General features: G+C 65.5%; 11 protein-coding genes and 1 pseudogene. 10 read left to right on the forward strand and 2 right to left on the reverse strand.

What is annotated here, in order from left to right; genetic code table 11:
- Window positions 1-11: 11 nt before the first annotated feature.
- Window positions 12-1,106 (forward strand): annotated as a pseudogene (locus IV454_RS19810) (IS4 family transposase); the annotation flags it as partial.
- Window positions 1,107-1,274: 168 nt separating this feature from the next.
- A complete protein-coding gene (locus IV454_RS19815) occupies window positions 1,275-1,457 on the forward strand; it encodes a hypothetical protein (protein ID WP_206087478.1) in 183 nt (60 codons plus the stop codon).
- A gap of 269 nt (window positions 1,458-1,726) precedes the next feature.
- Here the strand turns inward: IV454_RS19815 and IV454_RS19820 are convergent, their stop codons facing one another.
- Together IV454_RS19820 and IV454_RS19825 are read right to left on the reverse strand one after the other, a co-directional pair.
- Window positions 1,727-2,806, reverse strand: coding sequence for an ABC transporter ATP-binding protein (locus IV454_RS19820; RefSeq protein WP_206087479.1), 1,080 nt, complete (start codon window positions 2,804-2,806; stop codon window positions 1,727-1,729).
- A gap of 1 nt (window position 2,807) precedes the next feature.
- The gene (locus tag IV454_RS19825) at window positions 2,808-6,587 is read right to left on the reverse strand and encodes a GH36-type glycosyl hydrolase domain-containing protein (RefSeq protein WP_206087480.1); all 3,780 of its coding nucleotides are present in this window, start codon (window positions 6,585-6,587) and stop codon (window positions 2,808-2,810) included.
- A gap of 232 nt (window positions 6,588-6,819) precedes the next feature.
- On the opposite strand from IV454_RS19825, the gene IV454_RS19830 reads away from it, so the two are divergent.
- The 8 genes from IV454_RS19830 to IV454_RS19865 all read left to right on the forward strand — a co-directional run bounded on the left by IV454_RS19830 (window position 6,820) and on the right by IV454_RS19865 (window position 18,709).
- The gene (locus IV454_RS19830; protein ID WP_206087481.1) at window positions 6,820-7,860 is read left to right on the forward strand and encodes a LacI family DNA-binding transcriptional regulator; all 1,041 of its coding nucleotides are present in this window, start codon (window positions 6,820-6,822) and stop codon (window positions 7,858-7,860) included.
- Window positions 7,861-7,878: 18 nt separating this feature from the next.
- Window positions 7,879-10,746, forward strand: a complete 2,868-nt coding sequence (locus IV454_RS19835; protein ID WP_206087482.1) for a TonB-dependent receptor — start codon at window positions 7,879-7,881, stop codon at window positions 10,744-10,746.
- Window positions 10,747-10,758: 12 nt separating this feature from the next.
- Complete coding sequence (locus tag IV454_RS19840; protein ID WP_229521734.1) at window positions 10,759-12,183, forward strand: glucoamylase family protein; 1,425 nt, start codon at window positions 10,759-10,761, stop codon at window positions 12,181-12,183.
- Window positions 12,180-13,454, forward strand: coding sequence for a sugar ABC transporter substrate-binding protein (locus IV454_RS19845; RefSeq protein ID WP_206087483.1), 1,275 nt, complete (start codon window positions 12,180-12,182; stop codon window positions 13,452-13,454). Before IV454_RS19840 ends, IV454_RS19845 begins: the two co-directional genes overlap by 4 nt.
- Entirely contained in the window at window positions 13,451-14,329 is an 879-nt protein-coding gene (locus tag IV454_RS19850; RefSeq protein WP_206087484.1) for a carbohydrate ABC transporter permease, read from the forward strand. The genes IV454_RS19845 and IV454_RS19850 overlap by 4 nt, the downstream gene beginning before the upstream one ends.
- Complete coding sequence (locus IV454_RS19855; protein WP_206087485.1) at window positions 14,326-15,159, forward strand: carbohydrate ABC transporter permease; 834 nt, start codon at window positions 14,326-14,328, stop codon at window positions 15,157-15,159. The genes IV454_RS19850 and IV454_RS19855 overlap by 4 nt, the downstream gene beginning before the upstream one ends.
- 49 nt (window positions 15,160-15,208) lie before the next feature.
- A complete protein-coding gene (locus tag IV454_RS19860; protein ID WP_206087486.1) occupies window positions 15,209-16,609 on the forward strand; it encodes a GH1 family beta-glucosidase in 1,401 nt (466 codons plus the stop codon).
- 285 nt (window positions 16,610-16,894) lie between these two features.
- Entirely contained in the window at window positions 16,895-18,709 is a 1,815-nt protein-coding gene (locus IV454_RS19865) for a ShlB/FhaC/HecB family hemolysin secretion/activation protein (protein ID WP_229521735.1), read from the forward strand.
- The last annotated feature ends 14 nt before the right edge of the window (window positions 18,710-18,723 follow it).

Genomic DNA, 18,723 nt, shown 5'->3' on the forward strand with positions numbered 1-18,723 from the left:
TGGGAGGATTGGTTGTGCTGTGCCTGCAGGACACGACTGAACTGGACTTCAACGGCCAAGGCGCGTTCGGCCTCGGCCCGTTGAGTTACGAAGCCCAGCGCGGCATGTACCTGCACCCGACCTATGCAGTCACGCCTGCGCGCGAGCCGCTGGGCATCATCGACGCGTGGATGTGGGCACGCGAAAAGAAGGACAAATCCGGCGCGCGCGGCGGGCCGAAGGAGAGTTTGCGCTGGATCGAGGGCTACGAGCGGATCGCGGAGATGGCGGCGCAGTTGCCCGGCACACGGCTGGTGTATGTGGCCGACCGCGAGGCCGATCTGGTGCCCCTGATGCTGCGCGCCCAGGAACTGGCCACGCCGGCCGACTGGCTGGTACGCGCCAAGCACAACCGCTGCCTGCCCGACGGCGAGAAGCTGTGGCAGCACACGAGTGCGGGCGCGCCGATCGGCGAGCTGACGTTCGCGATGGCCGCGCGGCACGGGGTGAAGGCGCGCACCGTGCGCCAGCAACTGTGGGCACGCACGGTCGCCCTGCCTGCGGGCAAAGGAAAGAGCGTCCTCGCCACGTGCGTGATCGCGCGCGAGATCGACGCGCCGGACGGCGTCAAACCAATCGAGTGGCGCTTGCTGACCAACCGCAAGGCCGCCACGCCCGAGGCGCTCGTCGAGCTGATCGACTGGTACCGCGCGCGATGGGAAATCGAGATGCTGTTCGACGTGCTCAAGAACGCCTGCCGCGTCGAGGCGCTGCAACTGGGCTCGATCACGCAGCTTGAACGGGCCTTGGCGCTGTTCATGGTGGTGGCGTGGCGCATCGCACGCCTGATGCGCTTGGGCAGGACCTGTCCGGATTTGGATGCGGAACTGTTCTTCGACCCGGACGAGATTCAAGCAGCCTACCTGCTGCGCAAAAAGACGCCGCCGGAGAAGCCGCGTCTGAACGACGTTCTGCGCCAGATCGCCTGCATCGGCGGTTTCCTCGCCCGCAAGAGCGATGGCGAGCCCGGCGTCAAGACCATCTGGCTCGGACTGAAGGATGTTCACGTGGCGGTCGAAACGATACGCGCGCTACGGGGAATTGGCGCGCTGAACACTTGTGTATAACGAGGTGCCCTTAACGACTGCTGCCTATCGGGACAGTCGGTAACTGTTCCAGTTCGCTAACCTGCTATGCTGGCACGAACGGCTGAGTTCGCCAGATGAGGCCGGTCAAAAGTGATTGTTGAGCGCTGATTTTTATTGTGGGATGTAGCCGCCGAACCGAAAGCACCAATGGCGAACAAAGACTACCGCGAGGCGGACTCGGAAGTACTAGCGGGCCTTCCGTTGAATCGACTGAACGCGGAGATTGCCCGCCGCCTGTATGGCTACCGATACGTAGGCGCAGCGCAAGGGCGCAAGGCATTTTTCAAGCGCCTCGTCATGCTGGAGGCTGCCCGCGAAAGCGCCTGTTGAGTACCCGCGCAGGCGCGCCGATTTTGATGGGTGATTACCACTGCTCATGCCAACGTTTGTGGGATGGAGATAGTTGAAAACCATACCTCTCCGTCGATGCCAGGTTCGATCGAGCGCAATGCTGTGGGGCGAGGGTTCACCTGAATGAGAACGCCAGCGTGACTGGCAAAGGGTTTAGAACGATATTCTGGTCCAGAGAAGGCAGTCCGAATTTTGGAAGAGTCAACAAGGGCAAAGCTGCGCAGGCGAGGTTTTCACAGACAGGCGCTCTATGGTGGACATCGCCGGCCGTTTTCGCCGAACACGTGGATACGCGCCAGCGGGGCGCCTAGCAGCAGATACTGGCCAACGTCCCAGGTGGCATCCGGGTCGGCCCGCACGATTACCTGCTCAGTACTGCCGATCACCGTGGCGTACAGATAGGTCCCTTCACCCAGCCGTTCGACCGCGAACACCGTCGCCGGGATGCCGTCCACCGCATCGGTCACGATATGCTCGGGGCGCATGCCCAAGGTGACATGTGCGCCGGGCGCCATGTGCGCGGCCACGCTCACCATCAACTGCGCACCGCCGGCCAGCGCCACCACCGCCTGGCCCGCGTTCCACTGGCGGATTTCCCCGCGCAGGAAATTCATCGGCGGCGCGCCCAGAAAACCCGCCACGAACAGGTTGTCGGGCCGGTGATACAGCTCCAGCGGCGCGCCCACCTGCTCGATGCGGCCGGCGCGCAGCACCACGATGCGGTCGGCCAGGGTCATCGCCTCGACCTGGTCGTGGGTTACATAGATCATGGTGGTGGCCAGGGTGCGGTGCAGCCTGGCCAGTTCGATGCGCATCTGCACCCGCAAGGACGCGTCCAGGTTCGACAGCGGTTCGTCGAACAGGAACACGGCCGGCTGGCGCACGATGGCGCGCCCGATCGCCACGCGCTGGCGCTGGCCGCCCGACAGTTCCTTGGGCCGGCGCTCCAGCAGCGCCTCGATCTGCAGGGTGTGCGCGGCCTTGCGCACCGCTTCGTCGATCTGCGCCTTGCGCTTGCCCGCCAGCTTCAGCGCAAACGCCATGTTCTCGTACACGGTCATGTGCGGATACAAAGCGTAGCTCTGGAACACCATGGCCAGCCCGCGCTGCGCCGGCGGCACGTCGTTCACGCGCGTGCCATCGATCAGGATGTCGCCGCCAGCGATGTCCTCCAGCCCGCAGATAGCGCGCAGCAGGGTCGACTTGCCGCAGCCGGACGGGCCGACAAAGACCACGAACTCGCCATCGGCGATATCGAGGTCGATCCCATGCAGGACCGCCTGCGCTCCGTAGGACTTGCGAATGCCTGTCAGCTGGACCTGTGCCATCTCAGGCCGCACGCAGTACGATGACCACGCGGTGCGCGGCGCCGTCGGCCTTCATCGGAATCATGGCCGCACCGCCTTCGATGGGCGCTTCCTGGCCGTCAAGCGAGGCAGCCACCACCAGCGCGCCGTCGCCGATGGCGTCGTTGATCACTTCGATGTGGTAGCTGGTGGCGCCGTCCGGCAGGCGGTAGCGGATGGAAAAACGCGGCCACGCCGCCGGCACCACCGGCTTGATGCGGATCGCCGCGCCGCCGACCAAGGTGAACCCGAGCACCGATTCGAGCGCGACCCGGTAGGCCCAGCCGGCCGAACCCGTGTACCAGGTCCAGCCGCCTCGCCCGACGTGCGGTTCGGCGCCGTAGATGTCGGCCGCGATCACGTACGGTTCGACCTGATAGCGCGCCACCGCTTCCGGCGTGAGCGCGTGGCTGATGGGGCTGAGCATTTCCAGCAGCCGCGCGGCGCGCTCGTTGCGGCCCGCTTCAGCCATCGCGCGCACCGCCCAGCAGGCCGCGTGCGTGTACTGGCCGCCGTTTTCGCGCACACCAGCCACATAGCCCTTGATATAGCCGGGGTCCTGCGCGGTGTCGACGAAAGGCGGCGTCAGCAGGCGGATCAGGCCATCGTGGTCTGACACCAGCCGTTCTTCCATCGCATCGAGCGCCATGTGCGCGCGTTCGTCCGGCGCCGCACCCGAGATCACCGCCCAGGCCTGCGCCAGCGCGTCGATCTGGCATTCGTCGCTCTGGTTTGAGCCCATCACCGCGCCGTTGTCGTAAAACGCGCGCCGGTACCATTGGCCATCCCAGCCTTCGCCATTGAGCGCGATTGCCAGATGGTCGCGATAGGCGCTATAGGCGGCGATGCGGGCGCTGTCGCCGCGCTTTTCGCACGCAGGCAGAAAGTCGCCGATGATGCGGAACAGGAAAAAGCCCATCCACACGCTTTCGCCGCGGCCTTCGCGCCCGACCCGGCTCATGCCGTCGTTCCAGTCGCCGGTGCCCATCAGCGGCAAGCCGTGCGCGCCTTGCGTGAGGGAGCGGTCCAGCGCGCGGCAGCAATGCTCGTAGACGTCGGCGCTTACACCCGCCGGCTGCGGATGCAGGAATACTTCGTCTTCGCCGTCTTCCAGCTGCGGCGCGGTCAGGAAGCCCTCGACTTCATCGAGCACGCTCCAGTCGCCGGTGGACTTGAGATAGAAGGCGGTAATGTAGGGTAGCCACAGCAGGTCGTCCGAAAAGCGCGTGCGCATGCCTTTTTCCAGTGGGGCGGGGTGCCACCAGTGCAGCACGTCGCCTTCCACGAACTGGTGCGCGGCGTGCAGGCAGATCTGCTTGCGCGTCATTTCGGGCAGGGTGTAGATCAGGGCACTGGCGTCCTGCAACTGGTCGCGAAAGCCGTACGCGCCGCCCGACTGGTAAAAGGCCGTGCGGCCCCAGATGCGGCAGCTCAGGTTCTGGTAGGCCAGCCAGCCGTTGACCATCAGGTCGATGGCCGGCGCCGGGGTGTCGATCTCGATGGCGCCGACGGTGTCGTGCCAGAACTGGCGCACGTCAAGGAGCGCCTGGTCGAGCGCCGCGCCGTTGCGGTAGCGCCGCACCAGCGCCTGCGCATCCTCGCTGGAAGTGGTTTCGCCCAGCAGCACGGCAAATTCGACCTGCTCGCCGGGGGCGATGGTCAGGCGCGCCTGGAACGCGGCGCAGGGATCGAGACCGGGGCCGGTGCGACCGTCCAGGCGCGCCTCGCCCAGCGCGGCCGGACGCGCGGTGGTGCCCTGGGGGCCGATGAAGGCGGCGCGGTCGCCGCTGTGAAAGCTGGCGCTGGCCGGCGGTGCGATCAGGGCGGCGAAGGTCACGCCGTCCGCGAACGGACCGGCCATGCGGTTGGTGGCCAGCAGCACGCCGGCGTCCCACGTGGTGCACACGTGGCGCGCGCTGTCCGGCGTCGAGCCAAGCACCAGTTGCTGGAACGAGAACAGCGAGATGGTGCGGCTGCGCGCATCGGTATTGCGCACGCGGATGCGCACGATCTTGAGCGGGTCGTGGCGCGGCACGAACACCGTGCATTCCTGCTCGAAGCCGTAGCTGGCATGGCGGAAGGTGGTGTAGCCGAAGCCGTGCACCGCTTCGTAGCCGGCGGCGGCCGGCGCCGGGCCGGGCATGGGCGACCACCAGCTGCCATCGTCTTCGTCGCGCAGGTACAGCGCTTCGCCGTGCGGGTCGCGCACCGGATCGTTGAACCACGGCGTGAGGCGGTGTTCGCGGCTGTTGCGGCTCCAGGTGGTGCCGGCGCCGGTTTCGCTCACCAGCACGCCCACCTGTTCGTTGGCGATCACATTGGTCCAGGGCAGGGGCGGGCGCGACAGGCCCGTGGCGCCATCCCAGGCGAGCCGGATGACATATTCCTTGCCGTCGGCGGAAAAGCCGCCGTCGCCGTTGAAGAACTTCAGCGGCTCCGGTTCGGTGTCGTCCTGCGCGTGCTTGCGCTGCGGTGGGCGTGGCGGGCGCAGGATGCTGGCGCGCGGCGCGAACGCCGGCAGCTCGCCCTTGACCACCATGCGCGCTTGCGCGGCGATGCGATCGAGGTCGGCGCTCTGCACATGCATCGGGTCGAGCAGGGTGGCCGGGCCTTGCAGGCCGGGCCAGTCGGCGGGGGCGCCGACGACAACCAGGTGCAGGGGCAGGGCCAGCGCTTCCCAATAGCGCGCGGCGTCCAGCAAGGCTTGTGCGTGCGGGTCGCGCGCACTGATCGCGTGCACCACGCACAGCACGCGGTCCCTGGGGATGCCCAGGTCGTCGGGGACGGCGTCGCTCGGCACGCGCGCCTCGCCCGCGGCGCGCAGGGCGCTCTCGCCATACAGGATCGCGGCGGCCAGCGCCTCGGCGTAGGCGGCTTGTTCGGTGTCCAGCGCCAGCGCGGTCAGGAGGGCGGCGCGGCGTTCGCCCGCCGTGCGCGCCGCCAGTTCCGGCGATGGCGCGCTTGCCAGCAAGGCCAGTGCGGCATCGCGGCTGCCCGCCGCGCCCAGGGTGAAGGCGATGACGGCATTCGAATCCGGCTCCAGCGCCACGTTGCGGCGCAGGCTGAAGGAGGGATCGAGCACATTGCCGACGCTGCCCGACAGCGCCGCACCCGCCGCCAGGGCGGCTGGCGCGCCCAGGCTGCGGCCACGCCCGATGAAGCGTTTGCGGTCGGTTTCGACCCCGCCGTCCTCGCCGCCGCTGGCCGCGTGCACCAGCCAGATGCATTCCTCGCCGGCGCCGCGCGGACGGCGCCGCGCCAGCACGGCGCCACAGGCGGGCACCGATTCGGTCTGCACGAACAGCTTGGAAAACGCCGGATGCGCGGCTTCCGCGTCGCGCTTGTTGAGCACCACTTCCAGGTAGCTGGTCACTTCGATGCGGCGCGCCCGCGCGCTGGTGTTACGCAAGGTCAGGGTGCGCAGTTCGATGTCGGTTTCGGGCGCGACGACGATGTCGAGCCGCGCCTCGATGCCGAGATGGCGGCAGGTCAGCCACGCGCCGCCATCGTCGCCGCCGAAGCCATAGCGGGCGCCGGCGGCGGCGCAGGGCTGGGCGCCGACCGACCAGAACTCGCCGCTGTCGCGGTCACGCAGGTAGATAAAGTGGCCGTCGCCATCTTCCACCGGGTCGCCCTGCCAGCGCGTCAGCGCATGCTCGCCGAGGTCCGTCGCGCCGGTGCCGGCAGCCGTCACGAGCACCCGCAAATGACCGTTGGAGAGAAAGCGGGCGCCGGCGGCTGGGCTGAATGGAATCGGAGTCATGGGCAGGGAACGGTGGTGTTCATTAGGAGCGAGGTAATGTAAGCGGTTACATCGTAATAAATTTTACATGACATCGTTGTCGAAACTGTAAAATTTCGACCATTCGGTGCGCTTTTTTCAATGAAAAATTTACAAAAAAACCACGATGTGCCGAGCTCGATTGGGTTACATTAGAAAAAATGTAATCGGTTACCCGACTTCTATGCAGGGGGAATGACAAGGTGGCGTTTTTATGGGGGTAACGATCAAGGATGTGGCGCGCTTGGCGAATGTGTCGGTCGCATCGGTGTCGCGCGCGTTGAACGGCAGCGGCACCGTCACCGAGGAGACGCGCCAGCTGGTGCTGGCTGCCGCGCGCAGTTTGCGCTACATTCCGCACAGTGGCGCGCGCAGCCTGTCGACCAGCCGCACCCAGACCATCGGCGTGGTGCTGCCGGACCTGCACGGCGAATTTTTTTCCGAGCTTATTCGCGGCATCGACATGGCGGCGCACCGGCGCGGCCTGCACCTGCTGGTATCGAGTTCGCACGGTGACGCCGGCGAAGCGGCGCTGGCCATGCGTGCCATGAGTGGCCGGGTCGATGGCCTGATCGTCATGTCGCCCCACGTGGACGCCAGTTTTTTGGCCGACAACCTGGCAGGCAATCTGCCCATCGTGCTGCTCAACACGCGCGCCACCGGTCACGATTGTTCGGCCCTGGCGGTCGACAATCACGGCGGCGCGGCCGACATGGTGCAGCATCTGGTCGAGATGGGGCACCGCAGCATCGTCATGATCGCCGGACCGGCGGACAACTTCGAGTCGCAGGAGCGCCTGCGCGGCTTTCGCGAGACCATGGCGCGCCTGCTGCCCGGCGTTCCGGCGTTCGAGCCGGACGTGCTGCGCGGCGACTTCGGCGAGGATTCCGGCTACCGCGCGGGCCAGCAGCTGCGGGCCCTGAAACGCTTGCCCGACGCGGTGTTCGCCGCCAACGACATGATGGCGATCGGCTGCCTGTTCGCGCTGGGCGAGGGCGGGCTGGCGGTGCCGCGCGATATTGCGCTGGTCGGCTTCGACGATGTGCCCACGGCGCGTTTCGTCACGCCGCCGCTGACCACCGTGCGGGTGCGGATCACGGAAATGGGCAGCCGCGCGCTCGAGTGCCTGGCCTTTGAAATCGAAAACCCGCTGGGGACGAAGAAAACTGTGCAGGTAGTGCAGACGGAACTGGTGGTGCGGCGCTCGTGCGGCGCCCACGCGCAGGGCGTCGCGGATACCGACAATAAAGAATAACGACAACTGGAGAACCGCATGAAAATGAAAGCAGGCGTGCGCGAACTGCGCAGGGCATTGGTGGGATTGTCGACGGTGGCCATGCTGGCCGCCGCGCCGGCGCAGGCGCAGCTGAGCAGCGCCACCATCAAGGGACAAATCACGCAGAGCGGCGCTCCCGCGGCGCCGGCCACGCTGGTCGTCGCCAGTAACACGGCCACCGGCTACAACTACCGCACCACCACCGCCGCTGACGGCAGCTATGTGCTCACCGGCCTGCCGCCGGGCGAGTATGCGATCAAGGTGGGCGGCCAGACCACCGAAAAGCTCACGCTCGCGGTCGGCCAGACCGCCTCGCTCGACCTGTCGGTCGGCGCCGCCGATCCCGCCAACATCGCGCAGGTGGTGATCCTGGGCTCGGCCCAGCGCCGTAACGTCAAGACCTCGGAAGTGGGCACCAGCGTGTCGCGCGCGCAGATCGAGAGCTTGCCGCAGGTGTCGCGCAACTTCCTCGCCTTTGCCGACCTGGCGCCTGGTGTGCGCTTCGACGTCGAAGCCAAGACCGGCTACGGCAGCTTGCAGGGCGGGGCGCAGAACCAGGACAACGTGAATGTCTTCATCGATGGCGTCGGGCAGAAAAACTACATCCTGCGCGGCGGCATGTCCGGGCTTAACGCCTCGCGCGGCAACCCGTTCCCGCAATCGGCGGTGGCCGAGTACAAGGTGGTCTCGCAAAACTACAAGGCTGAATTCGACCAGGTCAGCTCCACCGCGATCACGGCGATCACCAAGTCGGGCACCAACCAGCTGCATGGTGATGTGTTTTTCGACCGCACCGGCGCCAACCTGACGGCCTACGATCCATTCCAGAAGAAGCGCAGGGACGAGGGCGTGGACCGCCCGCGCTTCTCCCAGAAGCAGTACGGTGCAACACTCGGTGGGCCGATCAAGGAAGACGTGATGCATTACTTCATCGCGTACGAAGGAAAACGGATCGACACGCCGCGCCAGGTCGTCGCGCAGCGCCAGGACTTGCTGCCGAACGCCGGCATCGTGCCGTCCCTGCTGGCGCAGGCCGGATCGGCCACCTCGAAGTTCAAGGAAGACCTGGTGCTCGGTAAACTCACCACGCGCATCGGCGAGGACCACCTGATCGAACTGTCCACCCGCATCCGGCGCGAAAACGACCTGGTGCCGGAAGACTTCAAGCTGTCGGTGCCGGGCAACGAGAAGGACCGCAGGAACGACGAAACGCGCTTCGACCTGAAACACGAATTCACACGCGGCGACTTCCTCAACGAGGCGCGCATCGGCTACGAGAAATTCCACTGGAATCCCAGCGCCTTGAATTCGACGCCGTATGTGAAGTACGTCGTCTCGCCGAGCAACGAGACCAAGAACGTGGTCGATGTATTGTTTACCGGCGGCTCGCCCGATGCCCAGGACCGCATGCAGAAGGGCCTGTCGTTCAGCGACAGCCTGACCTGGACCGGCCTGGCCGGCCACACGATCAAGGGCGGGGCCAAGGTCAAGAAGGTCGATTTCGACCTGTATGGCACCTCGCGCAGCATCGATATCCGGCGCGAGATGATCGACAATGTGACCGGCATTCCACAGGCGTTCGAAGTATCGCCCGCCCTGGCGCCGACGGGTGTGAGTTACGTCGACCGCCAGTACGGCATCTACTTGCAGGACGACTGGAAAGTGACGCGGCAGCTCGAACTCAATTTGGGCCTGCGCTGGGATTACGAGACGAATATGCTCAACGACAGCTACGTCACGCCGGCCGAGCGCGCGGGCCTGTTCGGCAAGCAGGACCCGCGCGCGGGCGCCCCTGTTGGCCAGACCTATGCGCAGTCCTTGGCCAAGGGCGGCGTGACGATCGGCGACTTTATCAGCACCGGGTTGAACCGCAAGCCGTTCAAGGATGCGTGGCAGCCGCGCGTGGGCATGTCGTACGACGTTTTCGGAGACGCCAATACCGTGTTCTTCGCCGGCGCCGGACGCGCCTACGACCGCACCATCGCCAACGCGGCGCTGGACGAACTGCAAAAGAATTCGCAGCCCGGTGGCGAAATCTGGCTGATCCGCAGCGAACATAAACTGCCGTACACCGACCAGTTCAGCCTCGGCGTGCGCCAGGTGCTGGGGGGATGGAATACCGAAGCCGGTGCGACGGTGTCGCGCAGCCGCAACCAGTTCAACTGGTTCGGCGGCAACCGGGACGTCAACGGCGGCTGGGGCAACGCCAGTCCGACCGATCCGATGTTCAGTTCCGTGCCCGGTTACGGCACCCTGATCCTGGGCGACTTCATCTCGCAGGCGAAAACCTCGTCGGCCTACCTGAAGGGCGACAAGCCGTTTTCGACCGCCTCGGGCTGGGGCCTGGCCGCCACCTACACCTACTCGAGGGGCGAAACCACCAACAAGGAATGGACCAACGATCTTTTCAACTGGACCTACGGGCGCTATGCCCATTCGTGGAATCCGTCGACCAACGTCGAACGCCACCGCCTGGTGATGGCGGGGATGAGCGACCGCCTGCTCCCGTACGGGATCATGCTGTCGTCCAAGCTCACCCTGGGCAGCGGCCTGCCGTACCGGATTACCGACTGCTCCAAGGGCTTCACTGCCTGCGTGTCGCGCAAGGGGGACGGCGGCGCGTTCCGCGAAGTGGACGTGGCCATGGCCAAGGATATCGCGGTCGGTTTCGGCAAGGTGTCGGTGCGCCTGGACGTCCTGAACCTGTTCAACACGATCAATTACGCCGGTTACGACGCCTGGGGCGGCGGACCGACCACCAATAATCCCAATTATCTTGGCGGCGACAACGTCAAGCTGGGAACAGCGGGCGAGGTAGCTGGCCCGATGCGCACGGTCAAACTGACTGCGCGCTACGCATTTTAATAAGGGAAGTTGATGAGAAAACGCTTGATGCCGATAGCGGCGCTGGTTGGCGCCATCGCGACGATGCCGCTGGCGCCGGCCAAAGCGGCGCCGCCCGGCACCGGCCCGGCCGCGGCGCTGCTGGACGACCTGTCCGAACGCACCTTCCGTTTTTTCTGGGAGACCGCCAATCCGGCCAACGGGCTGGTGCCCGACCGTTATCCGTCGCCGTCGTTCTCCAGCATCGCGGCGGTCGGCTTCGGCCTGACGGCGTACCCGATCGGCATCGAGCGCGGCTACATCACGCGGGCGCAGGCGCGCGAAAGGGTGCTCACCACCCTGCGCTTTTTCCGCAATGCGCCGCAAGGCAGGCAGGCGAAGGGCATGAGCGGCTACAAGGGCTTTTTCTATCACTTCCTGGACATGAAAACCGGCGCGCGCAGTTCGAAATCGGAGCTGTCCACGATCGACACGGCCCTGCTGATGGCCGGCGTGCTGCACGTGCAATCGTATTTCGACGGGGCGGGCGAGGAGGAGGCGGAAATCCGCCGCCTGGCCGACGAACTGTATCAACGCATCGACTGGCAGTGGGCGCAGGCGCGCCCGCCGGCGATCGTGCTTGGCTGGCATCCGGAAACCGGCATGCTGCCTTACGACTGGCGCGGCTACAACGAGGCGATGCTGGTGTACGTGCTGGCGCTGGCGTCGCCGACCCATCCGGTCGATCCGACGGCGTGGGACGAGTGGACCAGCAGCTACGACAAGACCTGGGGCACCTCATGGGGCCAGGAACACCTGGGATTCGCCTCGCACTTCGGGCACCAGTATTCGCACGTGTGGATCGATTTTCGCGGCATCCAGGATGCCTACATGCGCAAACGCGGCATCGACTACTTCGAAAACAGCCGGCGCGCCACGTACGCGCAGCAGGCCTACGCGATCGCCAATCCGCTCGGCTGCAAGGGTTACGGCGCCAAATTGTGGGGCGTGACGGCCAGCGACGGCCCGGCCGATGCGACCATCACCGACGGCGGCACCCGGCGCAAGTTCCGCAGCTACGCGGGGCGCGGCATGGGCAAGGAGCATGCCGACGACTGCACCGTCGCCCCGACCGGCGCAGTGGCGTCGATCGCGTTCGCGCCGGAGATCGCCATTCCGGCGATGACCGACATGCACGCGCGTTACGGCAAGCAGATTTACGGCCAATACGGTTTCCTCGACGCCTTCAATCCGAGTTTCGACTTCGGCATCAAGCTGGCCAACGGGCGGCGCGTGCCGGGCTTCGGCTGGATCGATACCGACTACCTGGGCATCGACCAGGGGCCGATCCTGGCCATGATCGCCAACTACCGCGACGAATCGGTGTGGCGCGTCATGCGCGGCAACCCGGTGATCCGCACCGGCTTGCGGCGCGCGGGCTTTAGCGGCGGGTGGCTCGATACCGAGGCCAAGCCATGAATTTGCGGCGGCGCCACTGGGTCGCCGGCTCGGCGCTGGCGCTGCTGCTGGCCGGCTGCGAACGGCGCAGCGGCGGCCCGGTGGAGCTGCGCCTGTGGGCCATGGGGCGCGAGGGCGAAGTGGTCAAGGAACTGCTGGCCGACTTCGAACGCGCCAACCCCGGCATCCGCATCAAGGTGCAGCAGTTGCCGTGGTTGTCGGCGCAGGAAAAGCTGCTCACCGCATTTGCCGGCGACGTGACGCCAGACCTGTGCCAGTTGGGGAACACATGGATACCGCAGTTCGCCGCGCTGGGCGCGATCGAGCCGCTGGGCGACCGGATCGACCGTCCCAACGGCGTGGCCAGCGCCGACTATTTTCCCGGCATCTGGGCGTCGAACCAGATCGACACTACCTTGTACGGCGTGCCCTGGTACGTCGACACGCGCCTGATCTACTACCGCAAGGACTTGCTGGCGGACGCCGGATTCGCCAAGGCGCCCGTCAGCTGGGCCGAATGGACCGAGGCGATGCGCGCGCTCAAGCAGCGCAGCCCGCAGAACTATGGCGTGCTGCTGCCCCTGAACGAATACGAACAACTGCTCTCGCTGGCGCTGCAGCAGGAAGCGCCGCTGCTGCGCGAAGGAGGGCGTTTCGGCGACTTCCGCCACGCCGATTTTCGCGCAACCTTGCAGTTCTACCTCGACCTGTTCAGAACTGGCCTGGCCCCGCGCCTGTCGGCCACCGCGATTTCGAACGTGTGGGACGAATTCGCCAAAGGATTCTTCGCCTTTTACATCTCGGGCCCGTGGAATATCGGTGAATTCAAACGGCGCCTGCCGCTTGAGAAGCAGCACACCTGGATGACGGCGCCCTTGCCGGGACCGCACGGCGCCGGTGCGTCGGTGGCCGGGGGCGCCAGCCTGGTCGTGTTCAAGGCGTCGCAGCACAAGGAAGAAGCGTGGAAGGTGGTCGAATACCTGTCGCAGCCCGAGGTGCAGCGCCGTTTTTACCAGATGACCGGCAACCTGCCACCGCGGCGCAGTGCGTGGAACGACCCGGCATTGCAGGACGACCCGTATTCGGCCGCGTTCCGCGAACAGCTCGAACGCGCCAAGTCGCCGCCCAAGGTGCCGGAATGGGAGCGCATCGGCACCGAAATGCGCATCGTGGCCGAGCAGCTGGTGGCGGGGCGCATGACGCTCGAGCAGGCCGTGACGGAACTCGATGCGCGCACTGACCGCATTCTGGAAAAACGCCGCTGGATGCTCGATCAGCGGGGCCGGGCATGAACAGCGGGCGCGCCGCATGGTGGATGGTAGGGCCGCCGCTGCTGGTGATCGGCGTGTTTTTCTTCGTGCCGGTGTTGGCCGCGCTGGCGATGAGCATGACCGACTTCGACCTGTACGCGCTGGCGGACCTGAACAACCTGCGCTTCATCGGCCTTGCCAACTATGCCGAGCTGCTGCAAACGCCGCTGTTCTGGAAGGCGCTGGGTAACACGCTGTTTTTCGTGGTGGCCGGCGTGCCGCTCTCGATCGCCGCATCGCTCGGCGCGGCGCTGCTGCTCAATTCGCGGCTTGCGTGGTTCAAGCCGCTGTTTCGCACCGCCTTCTTCGCGCCGGTGGTGACGTCGATGGTGGCTGTCGCCGTCATCTGGCGCTACCTGTATCACTCGCGCTATGGCTTCATCAATTACGGGCTCGATCTGGCGGGCCTGGCGCCGGTCGACTGGCTGGGCGATCCACGCTTCGCGATGCCCTCGATTATCCTGTTCGCGGTCTGGAAAAACTTCGGCTACAACATGATCATCTTCCTGGCCGGCCTGCAAAGCATACCGCGCGACCTGTACGAGGCGGCCGAACTCGATGGCGCGCGCAGCGTCGCCATGCTGCGCCATATCACTTTGCCGGCGCTGGCGCCGACCATGTTCATGGTCAGCATCCTCACCATGGCCGGCTACTTCCAGCTGTTCGCCGAACCGTACATGATGACCGAGGGCGGGCCGCTGCAAAGCACCGTCAGCGTGTTGTACTTCATGTACGAGCAGGGCTTCAAGTGGTGGAACCTGGGCAGCGCCACGGCGGTTGCCTTCATCCTGTTCCTGCTGATGTTCGGCGTGACCATGCTGCAAATGCGCGTGGCCGGCCGCGGGCTGGAAGAATGAGCGCGCGCGCCGGCGCCAATCCGCGGCGCGTGTTCGTGAACGCCATGCTGGTCCTGTGCGCGCTGCTGGCCACGTTTCCGCTGCTGTGGATGACGTCCGTGTCGTTCATGGCGCACGGCGAGGCGAGCCACTTTCCGCCGCCGCTGCTGCCGCGCCAGGTCACCCTGGCCAATTACATGGAGCTGTTTTCGCAGGCCGGCATCGGTCGCTATTTCCTCAACAGCCTCATGCTGGCACTGGCCGCGACCTTGCTCTCGCTCGCGTTCAACGTCGGCGCGGGCTACGCCTTCGCCAAGCTGCGCTTCGCGGGACGCGACCGCATCTTCAAGCTGCTGCTGGGCGCACTGGTGATTCCGGGACAGGTGGCGATGCTGCCGCTGTTCCTGATCATGAAGCAGATGGGACTTGTGAATACCTACATCGGGGTGCTGGTGCCGGCGGCGGCGAGCATCTTCGGGATTTTCCTGGTGCGCCAGTACGCGCTGACGATTCCCGATGCGCTGCTGGAGGCGGCGCGGCTCGATGGCGCCAGCGAGTTCCGCATCTTCCGCGCTATCGTGCTGCCGCTGCTGGCGCCGATCCTGGTGACCTTGTCGATCTTCAGTTTCCTGGGCAGCTGGAACGACTTCATGTGGCCTTTGATCGTCCTCACCGACAAGGATCTGTACACCTTGCCGGTGGCGCTGGCATCGCTCTCGCGCGAGCATGTGCAGGACAACGAGATGATGATGGCCGGTTCGGTACTCACCATTTTGCCGGTGCTGCTGCTGTTCCTGGTCTTGCAGCGCTATTACATCCAGGGCCTGCTGGTCGGCAGCGTAAAGGGATAAGGCCGCCGTCCGCCGTTGTTATCGCAGTGAACATCACCAGGGCAAAACCATGACGAACGCAATCGTATTTCCCAAGCACTTCCTGTGGGGCGCATCGACGTCGGCCTACCAGATCGAAGGCTCGCCGCTGGCCGATGGCGCGGGGCCGAGCATCTGGCAGCGCTTCGCTCACTCGCCCGGCAATATCCGCGACGGCGACACGGGCGACGTGGCCTGCGATCATTACCGGCGCTCGGCGCAGGATGTGGCGCTGATGCGCGAGATTGGCTTGCAGGCTTACCGCTTCAGCATTTCGTGGAGCCGGATCATGCCGGCCGGCCGTGGCGCGGTCAATCCCGTCGGGATCGGCTTCTACGACGAGCTGGTGGACTGCTTGCTGGCGCACGGCATCAGGCCGATGGTCACCCTGTTCCACTGGGATTTGCCGGAGGCGCTGGACAACCAGGGCGGCTGGCTCAATCGCGACATCGCCGGCTGGTTCGCCGACTATGCGCGCGTGATGTTCGAGCGCCTCGACGACCGGGTCACCTCCTGGGCCACGCTCAACGAGCCGTGGGTGGTGTCCGACGGCGGCTACCTGCATGGCACCTTGGCGCCCGGGCACCGCAACCGCTTCGAAGCGCCCATCGCCGCGCACAACCTGCTGCGCGCACACGGCGCGGCGGTGAAGGTGTACCGCGAGGTGGGCAGACACGAGATCGGACTGGTGGTCAACCTGGAGCCGAAGTACCCGGCCAGCGACAGCGCGGCCGACCAGGAAGCGGCCGCGCGCGGCCACGCCTACATGAACGGGCAATTTCTCGATCCGGTGTTTTTCGGGCGCTATCCCGACAAGATGAAGGAGGTGTATGGCGACGCCTGGCCCGCATGGCCGGCCGAGGATTTCGAGCTGATTCGCCAGCCGCTCGACTTCATCGGCGTCAATTACTACACGCGCAGCGTCACGCGCGACGAAGCGACTGCCTATCCGCTGCGCGCGGTGGCGGTGCGCCAGCCACTGGCCACCTACACCGAAACAGGCTGGGAAGTCTACGCCAAGGGCTTGAGCGACACGCTCGCATGGGTGGCGGCGCGCTACGGCAATCCGCCGCTGTACATCACCGAAAATGGCGCCGCGTTCTTCGATCCGCCGGTGGCCGAAGGAGGGCGGGTGCACGACCCGCTGCGCGTCGATTACTACCAGAAGCACCTGCGCGCGATCCACGAGGCGATTCAACAGGGCGTGGACGTGCGCGGCTACTGCGCCTGGTCGCTGCTCGACAACCTGGAATGGGCGCATGGCTTTTCCAAACGCTTCGGCATCGTGCACGTGAACTTCGCGACCCAGGAGCGCACCCTGAAGGATAGCGCGTATTTTTATCGCGAGGTCATCGCCACCAACGGCGCCGTGCTCGATGGCGTGCCGGCGCGGCCGTCCCGGTGGAGCGGCGCGGCCATGTGGACCGAGTGAGTCAATGCGGTGGCCAATATCGGGAAAACCACTGACGGTTACAAGAAGATGTTGTATTTATGCTGCAAAAATGGAAAGTGTGAAGTCAAAAAAGCAATGTTCAAAAGGAAGCATAATTTACCTATGACAGCATAATTTTTACGGGGCAGGAATGCGTCCGGAATGCAGGGCACAGGCGGCCTGAATGTCGAAAAACAGCAGAATATTGTCATTAAACAATTTCTTAAATGCACTGACATCTGCTAAACTGCTCGACTCATTAGAATTTGTGCAATAGATCAGACCATGTATGTGGGCTGTCGCCTGCCCGCCATGCTGCCTGCTTACACTCAAAAATCGCTTCGTTTCCTGCCGCGCCGTCTCGCCCTGGCTTCCCTCGTGCGCGCCGCGCTGCTGCTCATGTCGGCGTCCGCGGTATCAGCGCAGCAGCTTCCCGTGCCGGCAGCAAGCGCGCCCAATCCGCTCGACGTCGCCCAGGAAGGCATCCGGCGGCAAGAGGAACGCCTGCGCGAACAGCAGCAGCAATTGCAAACCAAGGCCGACCTGCTGCAACCGGTGCCGGCAGCCGCCGACATGAGCAAGCTGCCCGTCGAGACGCCTTGCTTCCTTATCAAGACCATTACTGTTGGTGGCAAGCAGGAGCTCGGCTCGATGGCATCGACCGTGGCGCCCTTCATCGGCCAATGCGTCGGCGTGCAAGGAGTGCGCCAGATCGCCGCCGTGCTCGACACAAGGCTGGTCGCACAGGGTTATGTCACCAGCCGGGTCAGCCTGCCTCAGCAGAACCTGAGCGAGGGCAAGCTGGTGTTCGCTCTGCACGTCGGCCGGGTTGCCGGCGTGAAGATGGTCAAGGCCGGCGTGCCGGGCGACGTGGCGGACGATGCCTGGGGCACCTGGAAAAACGCCTTTCCGCTGTCCGCCGGCGACGTGCTCAACATCCGCGACCTGGAGCAGGGCGTCGAACAGATGAAGCGCTTGCCGAGCCAGGCGGTCACGACCCGCATCGAACCGGGCATGGATGCGGACACCAGCATCGTGCTGCTCGAACGCCATGCCGGTAGCCTGCTGGAGCGCACGCATGCTTCCGTCAGCCTGGACAATTCCGGTTCGGTGGCCCTGGGCCGGGCGCAGTTGTCCGGTTCGCTGTCGCTCGACAATGCTGCCGGCCTGAACGATATTTTCAGCCTGAGCGGCAACATCAACGCCCAGCAGCCCAAGCGCGACCACCGCAGCACCAGCCTGTCGGCCAACTACAGCATTCCCTGGGATTACCACAGCTTCAGCGTGTCGCGTAGCAGCAGCCGCTTCGCCCAGTTCGTGCAAGGCACGACGGCGCGTTTCCTGTCCAGCGGCAGCAGCAGCACGGCCGAGGCCAAATGGAATTACCTGGCATGGCGCAGCGGATCGGCCAAGGCCGGCGTGTATGCGGCCATCTCGACCCGCCGCGCCCGGAGCTTTCTCGACGACGTGGAACTGGTCGTGCAGCGCCGCCGCACCACCAGCGCCCAGGGCGGCCTGACCTTGAAGCAATACCTCGGCCAGGGCTTGCTCGATCTTGACCTCGGCTACCGCCAGGGCATCGGCCTGGGCAGCGCCGAGGCGGATTATCCGAGCGCGGCCGGCGGCGGCCTGACCCTGCGCCCGCGCATCGTTAGCTTCAACGCGTCCTACAGTCAGCCGTTCAAGCTGGCCGAACGCGCGCTGCAGTACAGCGCCAGCCTGCGCCTGCAAAAGACCGGCGACATGACCTTGTCGGCCGACCAGATCAGCATCGGCGGGCGCTACAGCGTGCGCGGCTTCGACGGCGACAGCGTGCTGCTGGCCGAAAGCGGTGCGATCCTGCGCCAGGACGTCTCGACCGGCCTGCCATCGTTCGCAGGCATCGACAGCAGCGCCTTCATCGCGCTCGACGCCGGCAAGGTCTGGGGGCCGAGCGCCGCCGGCCTGGTCGGCGACACCCTGGCCGGTTTCGCCGCCGGCCTGCGCGGCAGATGGAAGTCGCTGGTATTCGATATCAGCCTGGCCACCCCGCTCAGCAAGCCGCAGCGTTTCAAAACGCGCACTGTCACACCGTATGTTTCGGTCACGTATTCGCGCTGATTCGCAGCGCAGAC

This window comes from Massilia antarctica (assembly GCF_015689335.1).
GTDB lineage: Bacteria > Pseudomonadota > Gammaproteobacteria > Burkholderiales > Burkholderiaceae_D > Telluria_A > Telluria_A antarctica.

Bases quoted from the DNA above. Each gene is read 5' to 3' on its own strand.
- IV454_RS19815 (WP_206087478.1), top strand. From the start codon at position 1,275: ATGGCGAACAAAGACTACCGCGAGGCGGACTCGGAAGTACTAGCGGGC.
- IV454_RS19820 (WP_206087479.1), bottom strand. From the start codon at position 2,806: ATGGCACAGGTCCAGCTGACAGGCATTCGCAAGTCCTACGGAGCGCAG.
- IV454_RS19825 (WP_206087480.1), bottom strand. From the start codon at position 6,587: ATGACTCCGATTCCATTCAGCCCAGCCGCCGGCGCCCGCTTTCTCTCC.
- IV454_RS19830 (WP_206087481.1), top strand. From the start codon at position 6,820: ATGGGGGTAACGATCAAGGATGTGGCGCGCTTGGCGAATGTGTCGGTC.
- IV454_RS19835 (WP_206087482.1), top strand. From the start codon at position 7,879: ATGAAAATGAAAGCAGGCGTGCGCGAACTGCGCAGGGCATTGGTGGGA.
- IV454_RS19840 (WP_229521734.1), top strand. From the start codon at position 10,759: ATGAGAAAACGCTTGATGCCGATAGCGGCGCTGGTTGGCGCCATCGCG.
- IV454_RS19845 (WP_206087483.1), top strand. From the start codon at position 12,180: ATGAATTTGCGGCGGCGCCACTGGGTCGCCGGCTCGGCGCTGGCGCTG.
- IV454_RS19850 (WP_206087484.1), top strand. From the start codon at position 13,451: ATGAACAGCGGGCGCGCCGCATGGTGGATGGTAGGGCCGCCGCTGCTG.
- IV454_RS19855 (WP_206087485.1), top strand. From the start codon at position 14,326: ATGAGCGCGCGCGCCGGCGCCAATCCGCGGCGCGTGTTCGTGAACGCC.
- IV454_RS19860 (WP_206087486.1), top strand. From the start codon at position 15,209: ATGACGAACGCAATCGTATTTCCCAAGCACTTCCTGTGGGGCGCATCG.
- IV454_RS19865 (WP_229521735.1), top strand. From the start codon at position 16,895: ATGTATGTGGGCTGTCGCCTGCCCGCCATGCTGCCTGCTTACACTCAA.